The organism is Gordonia zhenghanii (assembly GCF_021738965.1).
GTDB classification, from domain to species: domain Bacteria; phylum Actinomycetota; class Actinomycetes; order Mycobacteriales; family Mycobacteriaceae; genus Gordonia; species Gordonia zhenghanii.
Map to the genome: position 1 here is coordinate 1 of NZ_JAKKOQ010000010.1, position 14438 is coordinate 14438.

15 protein-coding genes are annotated in these 14438 nt (G+C 66.7%); 6 read left to right on the forward strand and 9 right to left on the reverse strand.

The window, feature by feature from the left end; translation table 11 throughout:
• Nucleotides 1-78: 78 nt before the first annotated feature.
• Nucleotides 79-393: an EthD family reductase gene (locus L5G32_RS12005; protein ID WP_237011293.1), complete on the reverse strand. Its 315-nt coding sequence runs from the start codon at nucleotides 391-393 to the stop codon at nucleotides 79-81.
• Nucleotides 394-528: 135 nt separating this feature from the next.
• Here L5G32_RS12005 and L5G32_RS12010 point away from each other — a divergent pair, with 135 nt between their 5' ends.
• On the forward strand, nucleotides 529-1212 hold the full coding sequence (locus L5G32_RS12010; RefSeq protein WP_237011294.1) for a nitroreductase family protein: 684 nt from the start codon (nucleotides 529-531) through the stop codon (nucleotides 1210-1212).
• A gap of 65 nt (nucleotides 1213-1277) precedes the next feature.
• Here L5G32_RS12010 and L5G32_RS12015 read toward each other — a convergent pair whose 3' ends face one another.
• Nucleotides 1278-2465, reverse strand: a complete 1188-nt coding sequence (locus tag L5G32_RS12015; protein ID WP_237011295.1) for a globin domain-containing protein — start codon at nucleotides 2463-2465, stop codon at nucleotides 1278-1280.
• A 167-nt stretch (nucleotides 2466-2632) separates the two neighbouring features.
• Here L5G32_RS12015 and L5G32_RS12020 point away from each other — a divergent pair, with 167 nt between their 5' ends.
• Both L5G32_RS12020 and L5G32_RS12025 read left to right on the forward strand, forming a co-directional pair.
• Nucleotides 2633-3751 (forward strand): amidohydrolase family protein, encoded by a 1119-nt coding sequence (locus L5G32_RS12020; protein ID WP_237011296.1) that lies wholly within the window; start codon nucleotides 2633-2635, stop codon nucleotides 3749-3751.
• 228 nt (nucleotides 3752-3979) lie between these two features.
• Entirely contained in the window at nucleotides 3980-4849 is an 870-nt protein-coding gene (locus L5G32_RS12025; RefSeq protein ID WP_237011297.1) for an SDR family oxidoreductase, read from the forward strand.
• Here L5G32_RS12025 and L5G32_RS12030 read toward each other — a convergent pair.
• On the reverse strand, nucleotides 4834-5403 hold the full coding sequence (locus L5G32_RS12030; RefSeq protein WP_237011298.1) for a TetR/AcrR family transcriptional regulator: 570 nt from the start codon (nucleotides 5401-5403) through the stop codon (nucleotides 4834-4836). The genes L5G32_RS12025 and L5G32_RS12030 overlap by 16 nt on opposite strands.
• An 89-nt stretch (nucleotides 5404-5492) precedes the next feature.
• On the opposite strand from L5G32_RS12030, the gene L5G32_RS12035 reads away from it, so the two are divergent.
• Together L5G32_RS12035 and L5G32_RS12040 are read left to right on the forward strand one after the other, a co-directional pair.
• A complete protein-coding gene (locus L5G32_RS12035) occupies nucleotides 5493-6398 on the forward strand; it encodes an oxygenase MpaB family protein (RefSeq protein WP_237011299.1) in 906 nt (301 codons plus the stop codon).
• Nucleotides 6395-6919 (forward strand): DUF4334 domain-containing protein, encoded by a 525-nt coding sequence (locus tag L5G32_RS12040; protein ID WP_237011300.1) that lies wholly within the window; start codon nucleotides 6395-6397, stop codon nucleotides 6917-6919. Before L5G32_RS12035 ends, L5G32_RS12040 begins: the two co-directional genes overlap by 4 nt.
• Nucleotides 6920-7019: 100 nt before the next feature.
• Here L5G32_RS12040 and L5G32_RS12045 read toward each other — a convergent pair whose 3' ends face one another.
• From L5G32_RS12045 to L5G32_RS12065, 5 genes are all read right to left on the reverse strand, one after another.
• On the reverse strand, nucleotides 7020-7841 hold the full coding sequence (locus L5G32_RS12045) for a sulfurtransferase (protein ID WP_237011301.1): 822 nt from the start codon (nucleotides 7839-7841) through the stop codon (nucleotides 7020-7022).
• 4 nt (nucleotides 7842-7845) lie between these two features.
• A complete protein-coding gene (locus L5G32_RS12050; RefSeq protein WP_237011391.1) occupies nucleotides 7846-8766 on the reverse strand; it encodes a TIGR03564 family F420-dependent LLM class oxidoreductase in 921 nt (306 codons plus the stop codon).
• 29 nt (nucleotides 8767-8795) lie between these two features.
• Nucleotides 8796-9452, reverse strand: coding sequence for an NAD(P)H-binding protein (locus tag L5G32_RS12055; protein WP_237011302.1), 657 nt, complete (start codon nucleotides 9450-9452; stop codon nucleotides 8796-8798).
• A gap of 87 nt (nucleotides 9453-9539) precedes the next feature.
• Nucleotides 9540-10616 carry an ATP-binding protein gene (locus tag L5G32_RS12060; RefSeq protein WP_237011303.1) on the reverse strand — a complete coding sequence of 359 codons (1077 nt, stop codon included), beginning with the start codon at nucleotides 10614-10616 and terminating at the stop codon, nucleotides 9540-9542.
• A gap of 62 nt (nucleotides 10617-10678) precedes the next feature.
• Nucleotides 10679-11560 carry a LysR family transcriptional regulator gene (locus tag L5G32_RS12065; protein WP_237011304.1) on the reverse strand — a complete coding sequence of 294 codons (882 nt, stop codon included), beginning with the start codon at nucleotides 11558-11560 and terminating at the stop codon, nucleotides 10679-10681.
• A gap of 248 nt (nucleotides 11561-11808) precedes the next feature.
• On the opposite strand from L5G32_RS12065, the gene L5G32_RS12070 reads away from it, so the two are divergent.
• On the forward strand, nucleotides 11809-13179 hold the full coding sequence (locus tag L5G32_RS12070; RefSeq protein ID WP_237011392.1) for a malate:quinone oxidoreductase: 1371 nt from the start codon (nucleotides 11809-11811) through the stop codon (nucleotides 13177-13179).
• A gap of 23 nt (nucleotides 13180-13202) precedes the next feature.
• Here L5G32_RS12070 and L5G32_RS12075 read toward each other — a convergent pair whose 3' ends face one another.
• Nucleotides 13203-14438 carry a Glu/Leu/Phe/Val dehydrogenase dimerization domain-containing protein gene (locus L5G32_RS12075; RefSeq protein WP_372491691.1) on the reverse strand — a complete coding sequence of 412 codons (1236 nt, stop codon included), beginning with the start codon at nucleotides 14436-14438 and terminating at the stop codon, nucleotides 13203-13205.

Sequence of the window (14438 nt, forward strand, 5' to 3'; positions counted from 1 at the left end):
TCGTTGCCCGCCGATCTGTTGTGTGGCGGGGGGGGCCGCTCGCCGTCCCGCGGCCCCCCCGGCCGTTCACGTCACGAGTCAGCTGAAGTCGAAGACCGTGACCTCGGCGCCGACCATCGTCACGCCACCGGTCGCGAAGTTCGGGACGTCGGCGGCGACGGCCTGGCCTTCGGGCGAGCCCAGGCCTGCGCCCAGCGCTTCTTTCGAATCGAAGTCAAGCGTGGTGATCAGGTAGACGTCCGGGGTCGAACCGTCGAGTGCCTCGGCCTTGGAGACGGTCGCGCCGCGCAGCCCGGGGATCTTTCCGGCCAGCGGCATATGGGTGTTGAAGTAGTACTCGTCGAATGCGACCGGATCGGTCGGCTGGTTGTAGAGGACGTTCAGGCGGTACATGGTTCTCCGATATCAGTGGGGGAATGGCGCTTCCAGGTCTGGCGTGGGCGGTGCCACCGTTCGTCACGGTACGGGAGTGCGACTGTGCCCGAAGCGGAATCGGATCGGCCTTGCTCGCGCCGATATCATCGAAGGATGACCTCCGTAGATCGCTTCGACGCCGCAGACTTCGACCGAACCCAGATCGACGCGTTGCTGTCGACCACCCGATCGGTGCGTAAGCGACTCGACCTTGCCCGTGACGTCCCGGACGACGTCCTCCTCGAATGTCTGGAGCTCGCAGTCCAGGCGCCGACCGGGTCGAACAACCAGGGCTGGCGGTGGCTGGTGATCCGCGACGACTCCACCAAGGAGCGCCTCGCCGAGATCTACCGCAAGGGAGGCGGCGAGTATCTGGCGAAGAGCGCTGAGGACGCCGAAGCCGGAACACAGTCGGGCCGAGTGGCGACGTCGGCCAACTACCTCGCCGAGCACCTCGGTGAGGTTCCGGTGATCGTGATCCCGCTGATCATCGGCCGACTGGATCAGCTGAGCAGCTCGCCGAACACGGCGGCGGCCGCTGGCCTCATGGGGTCGATCCTGCCCGCAACCTGGAGCTTGCAACTCGCGCTGCGCAGCCGCGGACTCGGCAGCTGCTACACGACTCTGCACCTCAATGCGGAAGCCGAAGCCGCAGAGCTCCTCGGGATCCCGCCGCACATGACCCAGGCCGGTCTGATCCCCGTCGCGTACACGACGGGCACCTCGTTCAGCGCCGCGAAGCGCCCGCCGGTCGAAGACATCACGTACCTGGACCGGTACAAGAAGCCGTTTCGGTAAGGCTCGGTGAGCGGCGAGGATCGAGCGGCAGGCGAAGCTCGAGCAGCCGGGATGGGGAGCCGGTCTCAGTTCAGCGGATCGTGCGAGATGTTCGCGGGGTCGACGCCGGCAGCGCGCAGCTTGAGTTGCGTGTGGAACACCATCGGCGCCGGGCCGGACAACAGGATCTGGTGATCGGTCCAGTCGCGCGGTTCGAGCGAATGCCGCGAATACGTGTCCGGGTAGTCGACGGCGACCTCGCCGACCCTCCCGAAACGTAGGTCGAATCCCCACTGACGCGGGTCGGGTGCTCCGTCGATCCACCACGGATCGGACTCGGTCTCCGACACCGCCGTCACGTGCAGCCACGGGTTGGTGCGCGCAAGCTGCTGCAGCACGCCGAGTTCGTACAGTTCACCGGGATGACGCGACCCGTAGAACAGATGCGTCTGCGGGTTGTCGACTCGCTGGGCCATGTCCAGAAGGATCGCGCGCAGCGGTGCGAGACCGGAGCCGCCCGCGACCATGAGGACCGGGCGATCGTCGGTGACGCGCATCGTCCCGTGCATCTGACCGAAGGTCCAGACGTCGCCCGGCTCGGTCTCGCGAACGATGGTCCCGCTCATCTGCCCGGTCGGTATCGAGTGGACGTGGAACTCGAGCTCGCCGCGAGGATTCGGCGGTATCGCGGGCGACAGGTTGCGCCACACGTGCGGCCACTGCGGGATCTGCACCTCCGTGTACTGGCCCGCGTGGTACCGCGGCGCGCCGTCCTCGGCGACGAGACGGACGACGGCCCGCTCCCGGTTGATCGTGAACTTCTGCACGACTCTCGCTTGCCAGACAGACGGCTCCGAAGCGCTCTCGGCTGCTCCGCGCATCACGCCGGTCATCAGCATCATCGCATGGGAGGCAGCGTCGAACGCCGTCTGCGTCCAGCGTGGTCCCAGCATCCGAGAGAACTCGGTCATCAGCGCGTCGTACATGAGCCAGTAGTGCTCGCTCGTGACCCCGTACTTGCGGTGGTCTCGGCCGAGTTGGGCGAGGAACTCGATGAGATCTTCGTGGCCGTCTTCCGCTGAGATCGCTTCCAGAACGTAGTCGACGAATTGAGTGAAGGTGGCGCGCAAGGGTGCCATCGACACCGGGAACAGGTCGCGCAGCGGGGGGCTGGCGGAGAACAATCGCGTGAAGACGCTTGCGGCGAAGCGGTCGGGATCCGCTGCGATCAGCCGTCGGAGATCTGAAAGCACGGGCTGAGCTGGCGAATTCACCGGGCGACGTCCTCCTCGCGATAGTGCGGATGTTGTTGTTACCCGAGGGTAGTCCTCGGATGCGACAGCGGGTAGGACTCCTCCCACGTGTCATCGAGAATTCGCCCACGGTGGACTCGGCGTGGGCGCGCCCACGGTGGACGGAATCGGTGTGGCAATGTGAAGCGGTGACGTTGAGTGGAGTGATCCCCGGCATCGTCGATGCGCATGTCCACTTCTACGATCCGATGCGGTCGACGTGGGCACTGTCCCGATTCTCGCATGTGTCGGCGATGCCCGTGATCAAGCATTTCCCCCGCACTGCCCTGTGGCTGTCCGGCCTGACTTCGCACAGCTCGGAAACGCGATTGATGATCGATCCGAGTATCGTGCGGTCCCCGTATGAGCCCGCCCAGTACGGCACCGAGGCGGGTGGCGTGCGACGCGTCGCGGGCGTCCCGGTCGACACTGTCGTCGGCGTGGAATCGCACTGGGGCGGTTCGGGGTCGGCGACGAGCGAGACGTCGTTCGCCGAGACCCGGTACGTGACGGGGCTGCGGTTCGGTCGGTCGCGGGCACCGCGGCTGGGCGGGTTCGTCGTCTCGGGTGACCCCACCGACCCGGGTTTCGGCGACAACCTCGACGAGCACCTGCGGTACACGCCTCTGGTGCGCGGAGTGCGATACCAGTGGTCGAGCCATTCGGACCCACAGGTCAGCGACTCTCGGCGAGCGGCAGGCGTCCTCAGCTCAATGGCATTTCTCCGCGGGTTCGAAGAGATCGAGCGCCACGGACTGGCGTTCCACTCGTTCGCGTACTCACATCAGCTCGGCGAACTAGACCTGCTGGCGCGTCGTTTCCCGGAGACGACCATCGTCGTCGAACACCTGGGACTGCCGGTCGGAGTGTTCGGTCCGGTCGGTTCGGAGACGGGTATGACCGCGGCGGCTCGCGCCGAGATCATGCGGCTCTGGCGGGAGCGGATCGCGATGCTCGGGGCGCGCCCCAACGTCGTGGTCAAGGTGTCCGGTCTGGCGCTCGGGCTACTGGGCTACGGGCGGGAGACCTCGGGGAACATCGGTGGTCGGGACATCCTCGCGCAGATGATCGCACCGCTCGTGCTCCACGTCGTGGATCGCTTCGGCCCGGATCGCGTCGTCTTCGGGTCGGACATGCCGGTCGACCGGCCCAACGCGGGCATCGATGTCGTGGTCGGTGCATTGCTCGACGTGGTCGGCGACCGTGGAGATCACTTGCTGGCGCACCTGTTCGCGAAGAACGCGCAGCGCATTTACCGCATCGAATGACGTCGGCCGCACTGATGGAGCACGCACGGCGACGCTCCCGCCCCGTCGCCGTGCGTGAATCCATGCCCACCGGCACCGGTCGCCGCGAATACGGTGTCGTACGCGGCGGGTCCGCCCCAAAGTGTGTGCTCACAGGATAGTTTTCGGACTTGCACAGCGTCTAGTGAACGGACGAGTGTCACAGGGGCCGACCTCCCACTCCGGACTGAAACATGTTCTAGTTGAGGGATGGGAACGTATGTGGTGACAGGTGCGGCGTCCGGCATGGGAGAGGCCGTGTCCGCACGGCTGATCGGAGACGGGCACACGGTGGTCGGCGTCGACATCGCTGGCTCGGACGTTACGGCGGACCTCTCGACGAGCGAGGGGCGCAGTGATGCGATCACACAATTGCTGGCCAAGGTCGACGGTCCGCTCGACGGTGCGGTGGTTGCGGCCGGGATGGGACCCAAGCAGGGGCGCGAACGCACCCTCGTCGAGGTCAACGTTCTCGGGGTCACCGAGATCCTTACGGCCTTGCGACCGCGCCTGGCTGCTGCAGGCAACGCGAAAGTCGTTGTGTTCGGGTCCAACTCGACGACGTCGACGCCGCTCGTGCCGCGAGTCGCGATCCGTCGACTCGTCGACGGCGACACTGAGGGGGCGGTTCGGATCCTGCAGCGCCGCGGTCCGCTGTCCGGCCCGGCCGCGTACGCGGCGTCGAAGATCGCGGTGGCCAGATGGGCTCGCAGGCAGGCGGTGTCGGACGAGTGGGCAGGCTCCGGGATACGCGTGAACGTGATCGCGCCCGGCCCCGTCATGACGCCGCTCCTGCGGAGTCAGCTGTCGAGTTCCACCGCGTCGCAGGTGCGGTCGTTCCCGGTTCCGATCCGCGAGTTCGGGACGCCCGAGCAACTCGCGGAATGGGTGATGACGATGTTGTCTCCTGCCGCCGACTTCATGGTCGGCGCGGTGGTCACCGTGGACGGCGGAACCGAAGCGCTGCTCCGTCCGAACTCATGGCCCACCCGGCTGCCGGTACGGCTGCTGCCGCGGATGGCCTGGACGATGTACCGGGCTCCGAAGAAGGGGCGGGTAGCCGACTACTCCGACTCCTGACGTTCGTCGAGCAGGGCGAGCGCGGCCGTCGTAGTGCCGCGCATCGCCCAGGCGAAGTCGTCCATCGACGGGTTCGCGGAGTTCTCGAAGCCGGTCAGCAGCAACATCGCGGTGGAAGCGAGTCGCTCGGCGAGTTCGCGGCCGAACAACTCGACGCCCATCTCGGCGATAGCGTCGCGGCGCGCGGCCTCGACCGCGGTGAGCGCCTCGAGGACGGCGGGGTCGACTGACGCCCAGCTTCGGATGGCCCGCTCGGTGGCGTGCGGCAGATTCAGTGCGATCTCGATGAGCGCGTCGATGCGGTCGTGCGGATCGGTCACGCTGCGGGCCGACTCGACGAGTCGGTCGGTGGCCTCTAATCGCCAGTGTGCGATGAGAGCGGACTCGAAAGCCTTCCAATTGCGGAACGAGTGATAGAACGCTCCGGTCGTGACGCCTGCCTCCGTGCAGACCGCGGCCTGTTTGAAACCGGAGTAGCCGTCGCGCGCGAGAACCGTCATGCCTGCGTGGAGGAACCGTCGGCGCAGCTTGTCAGGATCGACGTCGGAGTCCATGGGGAGATTCTGTCATGTGGGTGTTCCGCCATCCTTGCCGATGTGGGTAAGTAGACTTATGCTGAGCTGACAAGCTCGAGAGGACGGCCATGTTCAATCCAGATCGCAATGCGGGCCTTGATCCGCACCGTGACTACATGGAGATCTACCGGAACATGTCGCTGCTCGACTTTCCGTGGGACATCAATCAAGCACTCAGCTTCGCGCTGTTCAGGACGTACGCCGTGCCGAGCGTCGGACGTCTCCTCGCCGAGACCCGCGGATTCGACGACACGCAGAAGCGGTACGACGACACTGCGATCCTGTTGGAGGTTCCGCTGCGAGAGGGATTCGCGACGTCTGACGCGAAGGCGGCGTTGCGGCGGATCAACCAGATGCACCGCACGTACGACATCAGCAACGACGACATGCGCTACGTCCTCGCGACGTTCGTCGTCGTTCCGAAACGGTGGGTGGACGACCACGGTTGGCGGAAGTTCACCTACGACGAAGTCGTCGCGTCGACCGAGTACTACCGCGAACTGGCGCGGCATATGAACATCAAGGATATCCCGGCGACATACGACGATTTCGTGACGCTGCTCGACACGTATGAGGCCGAGCACTTCGCCTACGACGAAGGCGGACGTCACGTCGCCGACATGACGCTGGACCTGATGGCGACGTTCTATCCGAAGCCCGCGCGGCCGGCAGTCCGCGTGTTCTCGCGTGCGCTGATGGACGATCCGCTGCTCGGAGCCTTCCGGTATTCGAAGCCGCCGCGACTGGTCGTCGCGGCCAGCCGTCGCGCAATGCGTGCGCGGGCAGCATTCGTCCGACTGCTGCCGCCTCGTCGTCGGCACAAGAACCCGTCCGACACCCACCGCGTGAAGTCGTATCCCGGCGGCTACGAAGTCGAGAAACTCGGCACGTTCCCGACGGGCTGCCCCGTCAAGCATCTCGATGCCGGACCCGCAGGCCAGAAAACCAACGAGCAGAAGATCGGCGCACGATGACCCTCACCGTCCATGAACTCCAGTCGGGCCTCTCTTCGGAGGCGGCCTGCGAGCTGTACGACTCGCTGCCTGCAGTCACCGTCGACGAGATCCTCGGCCAATGGCACGGATCCGAAGTACCGACCGGGCATCCGCTCGATGGACTTCTCGCCGTGTCGGGCTGGTACGGCAAACGATTCGACAGCGCAGACGAAGTGCATCCGTTGCTGTTCGGCGAGCCCGGCGACCTCTACCCGGTGAACCCGGGCTCGGTCCCGATGAACCTGCTCAATACGTTGGGCACTCGCATGCCCCGCCCGAGGATCCCCGGCGTCACCACCGCGTTCAAGGCCGTCCGGACTCGCAGGCACCGCGCCCGACTCCGCGACATCGAGTACCGCGGCAAGGTCAGTGTCGCGATGGTCTACGACCAGATCGCCGTCATCGATCACTTTCGCAAGCTCGACGACGACGCGCTCCTCGGGGCGATGGATCTCCGGAACTCGCCGCAGCCGTACTTCTTCCTGTTGGAGCGGGACTGAGTTCGCGCTCTACGCACCAGGTTTCGACTCGGCTCGTCGCTAGCGCTCGTCACCGGCTCAACCGGCTGAAAGGTCGCGTGTGTTCGCTGGTCGAGACCCCCTACCCGCGCTCCACGGCGCGCGCCGGATCGGACGACCACTGCGAGTACGAGCCGGGGTACAGCGTCGCGGTGAAACCTGCGTGTTCGAGCGCGGCGATCTCGTGCGCGGCGGTGACGCCGGAGCCGCAGTAGACGATCACGTCACGATCGTCGTCGACGCCGAGATCGGTGAAGCGGGAACGGAGTTCGTCGGCGGGCCGGAACCGTCCGTCGATGAGATTGTCGGACGTGGGTGCGCTGACTGCGCCAGGGATGTGCCCGGGGCGCGGATCGACGGGTTCCACCTCGCCGCGAAACCGCTCGCCTGCACGGGCGTCCAACAGCGGTGAATCGGTGCCGTCGACGTCGTCGACGTCGACCGTCGGCAGCGCTCCACCGGTCAGGACCACGGTGCCGCCGCGCGGAGTCGCGTCGCCCTTCGACAGCCGCATGCCGGCGTCGCGCCAGGCTCCGACACCGCCGTCGAGGATCTTCACGTCGGCGACGCCGCCCCAGCGCAGGAGCCACCAGGCGCGGGCCGCGGACATGCCGCCGTTGTCGTCGTAGACGACGACCGGAGCGAGTGCGTCCACGCCCCAGCGTCGGGCGGCCGCTTGCAGGTCGGCGACGTCCGGCAGCGGATGACGGCCGCGTGCGGGTTCGGCGGGCGCGGCCAACTCGGTGTCGAGGTCGACGTACACGGCGCCCGGGAGGTGTCCCTGACGGTACTGCTCCGGGCCGTCGTCGCGCCCCAACTGCCAACGCACGTCGAGAACGGCGGGCGGCCTCGACGAGAGCATGGCCTCGGCCAATTCGTCGACGGTGAGGAGGACGTTCGACATCGGTCTACGCGTCCAACGTCTTCAGCAGGGCGCGGGTGCGCGCGCGAACTTCCGGATCGCGGTCGAACAGGATCCCGACGAACTCGTCGACGCCGAACGATGCGAGTTCGGCGATCCGGTCGGCGACCGTCGCTTCGTCCCCGACGATCGCGGCGTCGGCGGGACCGGTGAAGCCTTCGCGGTCGAGCATGGCTTTGTACGACGGCAGTCCGTCGTACATCGCGAACTGGCGGCCGGCTTCGGCGCGGGCGGCGTCCACGTCGTCGGTCACGCTGACGGGCAGCATCGCCACTGTGCGGACGGAGCGTTCGGGACGTCCGGCGTCGGCGGCAGCCTGACGCAGCGTCGGGACGATGTGGTCGCGGAGAGTCTTGGGGCCGGTCATCCACGTGACGGTGCCTGCCGTGCGGCGGCCCGCGACGTCGAGCATCTTGGGGCCGAGCGCTGCGAAGTAGACCGACGGAGCAGATGAACTCTCGAGTGTCAGCGCACCGCGGGTGGTGACGAGTTCACCGGCAGTGCTGGCCTTCTCACCGTTCAGTAACGGGAGGAGACCGTCGAGGTACTCCTCGGTGCGCTGCACTGGTTTGCGGTAGGAGACACCCCACATGCCTTCGGTGACCACCTTGTGGCTCAATCCGAGGCCGAGCGTCAGGCGTCCGCCGATGATCTGATTGACCGTCGTGGCCTGCTGCGCGAGCTTCATCGGGTGCTGGGACTGGATCGGGAGCACGCTGGTGCCGAACTCGATGTCCGGGACCTCGCGGCCGGCGACGCCGATCACCGTGAGTGCGTCCGGCTCGTTCGGCATCTGGGTGGTCCAGACGCGTCGAAAGCCCTCCTCGCGCAGTTCGGCCAAGTTCGCGATCGCCTTGTCGATCGACAAGTTCTTCGCGTTGATCGTCCAGACGACGCCGACCTGCATGTGTGCTCCCTCGGGTTCTGCCAACGGTCTCACAGTGCGGCGAGTGCGACTTCGATCGGCACACTGCCGTCGGTGAACGCGATGTTCTGGCGGACCGATGACGGGGTGGCCAGCGCCGCGGCCGCGACGAGAGCGACATTGGCGCGCGAAGTGCCGGGCAGGTTCGCCGCGCGGATCGCCGCCGGGTCGATCGTGCCGGACGGCTCGTCGAGGGTCAGTGCGCCCGGCATGAGGATCGTCCAGTCGAGACGGGTCTCCCGCAGTGCGGTGTCGGCTGCCGCCTTGGCCTCGGCGTACGCGAAGAACGGCTCATCGCTGGGCACGCCGTGATTGGGGCCTGCGCCAAGGTACGAGACCATCACGAACCGGTCGACGCCGGCCTGGCCCGCGGCCTCCATGGTGCGGATCGCAGCATCGCGGTCCACCGCGTACGTGCGGTCGGGATTGCCGCCGCCGGCTCCGGCGCTCCACACGATCGCGTCGAACCCGTCCAGGGCCTCGGCGAGTTGATCGCGAGTCGCGTTCTCCACGTCCAAGACGAGCGGGGTGGCGCCTGCGGCGCGGATGTCGTCGGCCTGGTCGGGATTGCGGATGACGGCGGTCACCGCGTCTCCGCGCGCATCGAGCAGCGGGGCGAGAAGTAGTGCGATCTTGCCGTGGCCGCCGATGATCATGATGTCTGCCATGACGGTCACCGTACCGGGGGCGCGCGATCGACGCAGGTTCAGGGAGCGTTACACCTGCGTCGTGTGCCGTGGTGGTCGGGCGTTTCGCTATCGCAGCGGGACCGCCACATCCGACCCGCCTTCGTGGGTGAGACGGGCCGAGACCTGGACCACCTGCGGACTCGGCGTGAAGCCTCCGGCGAACAGGACTTGCCCCTGGGCGAAGGCAGGCGAACGCTGCAGCATCTGCTGCGGCGCATAGCCGAATACATCGCCGAGATCAGCGAGATCGCGCATCGAACTCATCTTCATCAGACCCAGGTTGTCGCACTGAGAGAGAGCGTTGGGGTGCACTTTGGACGGTCGCTGCGTCGACAGCAGTAGCCAGATCCCATACTTACGGCCCTCCGCAGCGATCTGCACGATCCGGTCGGTGAGAAGTCGCTCCAAGGGAGTCGTCGGGGTCGGTGGACATAAGTTGTGGGCTTCGTCGATCACCACGAGTCGGCCGACACGCTCGTCGCGGTGCGCCCACAAGTGGTCGAGGGCCGCGAGCGCCGTCGCCTGCTGCTCCTCCGGAGTGCCGAACGAGCCGAGGTCGACGACGGTCGCATCGGCCTTCTCGTCGATCACGTCGGTGACGTCGGCAGCTCCCCACGCCCACAGGTCCCAGTCGGTGACGCCGAGGTTCTCCAGTCGCATCGCGATCTTCTGGAACTGAGGATCATCGGTGCGGCGTAAAAGATCGACCAGCGGCTCGTCGATCTTGTCGATCTGCACGGTGTCGGTCCGCAGCATCACGTTGAACTCTTCGCGGTCGAGGATCGGATCGAGCTGCAGGATGGCCGCCCGCGATCGGATGTCCATGTCGACGAACCGCACTCTGAGTGCATGGTGATCGGCTCCCGGGCGCAGGACCCGAATGTCACGTCCGGTGAGTGTGGCGCCGTCGGACGAGGCGTCGTCCCGAACCGACCCGAGCTTCACGAAATCCGAATTCGGGTCGAGGACCACGATCGGCAGGCTGGTGTGGAGCAGGACCTGTTCCAGGAGGACACCGAGCGCATACGTCTTTCCCGAACCGCTCTGCCCGCACCAGAAGGTGTGGCGATTCAGCTTCGAGGCGAGGAGTCGTGCGGGTTCGTCGGAGTCGAGGATGACACCGACGGGCAGGTCAGAGGACATACGAGCTGATGATATCCGGACATTCGGTTCATCGGCGAGAGTTCGCGAACACGACTGACGGCTCAGCTGGATCGCTGCACGATGAAGTCCGAGAGTCGTCGTGCTGCGGGCGCCAGACGTGCCGTCGCCGACGCGAGTCCCACGGTCCGGCGGTGCTCGCCGGACAGCGGTATCTGGACGGTCCCGTCGGCCGGGTCGTCGGTCACGGGCAGTAGGGCCACGCCGAGCCCGAGTCCGACGAATTCCCGGATGGTCGAGAACTCGGTGATCTCCACCGCGATCTGCGGATCGAATCCGACTGCCTGGCACCATGCCTCGGTCATCAGGCGAAGGTTGTACGTCCTGGGATTGGCGATGAACCGGTCGTCGGCGAGGTCGGCCAGGTCGATACGTGGCGACACGGCTAGTCGGTGGGTCGCAGGGACCGTCGCCCGGATCTCCTGGGTGGCGACGACAGTGTGCGGCAACCCGTCGGGCGGAGGAATCGTCAGAGCGAGGTCGAGTTCTCCGTGACGCAAGTCGTCGACGAGTTCGGCTCCGTGGGCCTGCTTCAACTGCAGGCGTATCCCGGGGTGTGCTCGATTGAAGTCGGCGAGTAGGTCGGGCACGGTGCCATGCCCCATCGTCAGAGGGAAGCCGAATCGGACTGTGCCGTGCTCGGGATCGGCGTCGTCGGTCACTTCGGCGACGGCCGCCTCCAGTTCGGCGAGCGGTCCTCGAACCGTCTCGGCGAGGCGACGGGCTGCGGGCGTCAGACGTACTGCGCGACCGTCGCGCGAGATCAGTGGGATCCGCAGAGTCTGTTCCAACGCGTGAATGCGCCGACTCATCGACGACTGCGGGATGCCGAGCGACTCGGCCGCGCCGGTCATGAATCCGTCGTGGTCGGCGAGCGCGGTCAGAGCTCGCAGTTGGGGAGCCAGCTCCACAGTCCATTGATCCATATTCGGATTGTAATCAGAGGAAATGTCATTGGACGGATTGGTTGGCCGCGGGCGATCGTGAGATGTACCGGGACGGTTCTTCCCGGGTTCTCGATTCGTCAGGAGGCATCATGAGGAAGGTTTCAGGCCGACTCGCTGCGCTCGCCGGGGTCTCGACCCTTCGACTCGCTCCGCTCGCTCAGGACGGCGCTCCGCTCGACCAGCGGCGTGCGGAGGAGGCGGACGTCGTGCTGATCGGCGGCGGCATCATGTCGGCGACGCTCGGGTCAATGCTCGCAGTGAGCGACCCGGCGCTCAAGATCGTCGTTCTGGAGCGGTTCGACGAGGTCGCCGCAGAGAGCAGCGGCCCATGGAATAACGCGGGGACCGGGCACTCCGGTTTCTGCGAACTCAACTACATGCCGGACCCGACCGACGGCGCGAAACCTGCCGAGATCGCCCGGCAGTACCGGCAGAGCCTGCAGTGGTGGGCGTACCTGGCGCGCGAAGGCCTCGTCGACCCGACGCAGTTCATCCATTCGGCTCCACACCTGAACGTGGTGTTCGGGGCCGACGGTGTCGACTATCTGCGCGCGCGCCATCGGACGCTGTCGGCCGATCGGATGTTCGACACGATGGAGTTCACCGACGATCCGGCATTGATCGCGCAGTGGGCGCCACTGCTGATGGACGGTCGCGAACCCGGGGACCCGATCGCAGCGACTCGGCAGGACCGGGGTACCGACGTCGATTTCGGTGCGCTGACCAAGGCACTGCTCGACGTGGTCGTCGAACGCGGTGGGCAGGTGCGCACCGGACACGAGGTGCGCGACCTGACACGACGCTCGGACGGCGGCTGGACGGTGGCCGGTACGACGTACGACGGCGGCCGCTTTGCCGTCGACTCCCAGCGGGTCTTCGTCGGAGCAGGCGGATTCGCCCTACGACTGCTGCAGAAGGCGCAGATTCCGGAAGTGCGCGGGTACGCGGTGCTCCCCGTCGGCGCGGCGTTCTTCCGCACCGCAGACGACGACGCCGTCGCCCGCCACGACGTGAAGGTCTACGGGCAGGCGGAGTTCGGAGCGCCGCCGATGTCGGTGCCGCATCTGGATCGTCGATTCGTCGACGGGCACGGCTACCTCATGTTCGGGCCATATGCGACGTTCAGCACCAAGCTGTTGCGGAACGGCTCGCTCACCGACTTCTTCACCACGCTGCGCTGGCACAACCTGCGGGCGATCGCATCGGCGGCGCTGCACAGCCTTGACCTGGTGCGGTACCTGATCGGTCAACTCGCTGCCCGACCGCGACGCAAGTTCGCTGTGCTGCAACGATTCTGGCCGAACGCGGAGTTCAACGACTGGGAGCTGATCCCGGGCGGTCAACGGGCCCAATTGGTCAAGCCGAGCCCGGGTGGAGGCGGTGAACTACAACAGGGGACCGAACTCGTCGTCGGCGGATCCGGGACGATCTCCGGCCTGCTCGGCGCGTCACCGGGTGCGTCGACGGCGGTATCGGTCATGGCAGATCTGGTGCATCGGACCTTCCCGGCAGAGACTGCTTCGGCGTTGGACGAGGCGTTCGCTGCGTGCTCGGACCAGACGGCCACCGCCGAGACCCTGTTGGGGGCTCGGCGGTGACGGTCGTCAGGTGACAGCGGTCCTCACGGGACCACGAGCGGCTCCGGATTCCGGACTATCGCCGACACGTCCGCCGCCCAGCGGATCGGACCGTCCGACGGCGTCCATTCCGCGACGAGTGACGTCACCTTCGACGTCATCTGGGCGTCGAGCATGGCGAACGAGTCGCGGTAGTCGTCGCCCACTCGGCCGAGCAGCAGCCACCACGCCCAGGCGACAGCGCCTGCATTGGCGATGAAGTCGGGGACGACGGCGATACCGCGGGCGGTCAGATCGAGTTCGGCATCGATGGTGGTCGGCGCGTTCGCCGCTTCGACGATGATCGACGCGTCGATCGACGCGCAGTTGTCGGCGGTGATCGCGTACGACACGGCGGCGGGCACCAGCACGTCGCACGCGGTGGACAGGACTGCGTCGCGGGGGAGTTGCAGCACGGTCGCCGAGACCTGGTCGCGGTCGATCTCGCCGAATCGGTCCCTGGTGTCGAGCAGAGCAGGGACGTCCAGACCGTCGGCGTCGTAGAGAGTTCCGACGGCGTCGGCGAGTGCGATCACCTTCGCGCCTGCCTCGTGGAGATAGAAGGCGGCTCCGCCGCCCATGGTTCCGACGCCCTGGATGGCAACCGTCGTGTCATGTGCCGGACGGCCGGTGGCGCGAGCGGCGGCGAGAACCGCTTGTGCCACACCGTATCCGCCGATCACATCGCCCAGCGCGCCGCCGGGAGTGTGGGCGTGCAAACCAGCCATCACTCGTGCGGTGGTCGCCTCCGGGTTGCTCGAACGGGCGATCGCCGCGTGGTACGACTGCGACATTCCGAGGCGCGCGAACACGGTGTCGATGAGGTCTTGCGTCACGCCGAGATCCTCGGCGGTCACCCAATGGTGATCGAGGTACGGCTTCATCGCATCACAGAACCGAGTGAGGACGTCGAGAGCCCGCGGGTCCTTCGGGTCGAAGTCGATTCCGCCTTTGGCTCCGCCGACCGGAAGGTCGAAAGCGGCGGTCTTGTTGGACATGCCGTACGCGAGGTCGGCGACCTCGTTCACGGTGCAGCCCGAACGCATACGAGTGCCGCCCGTCGCCATGCCCTGGACGAGCGAATCGACGACCAGCCACCCGAGGGCTCCGGTCTCCGCGTCGACCCATTCCATGCGCAGATAAGGCGAGCGCCGCCTGGCCGGTGCAACCGGTGCCAGGGCGGTGGGTGGCATTGAGACCGCGGGAACCGATCCAGGCCGTTCGATAGGTGTGAGTGTCAT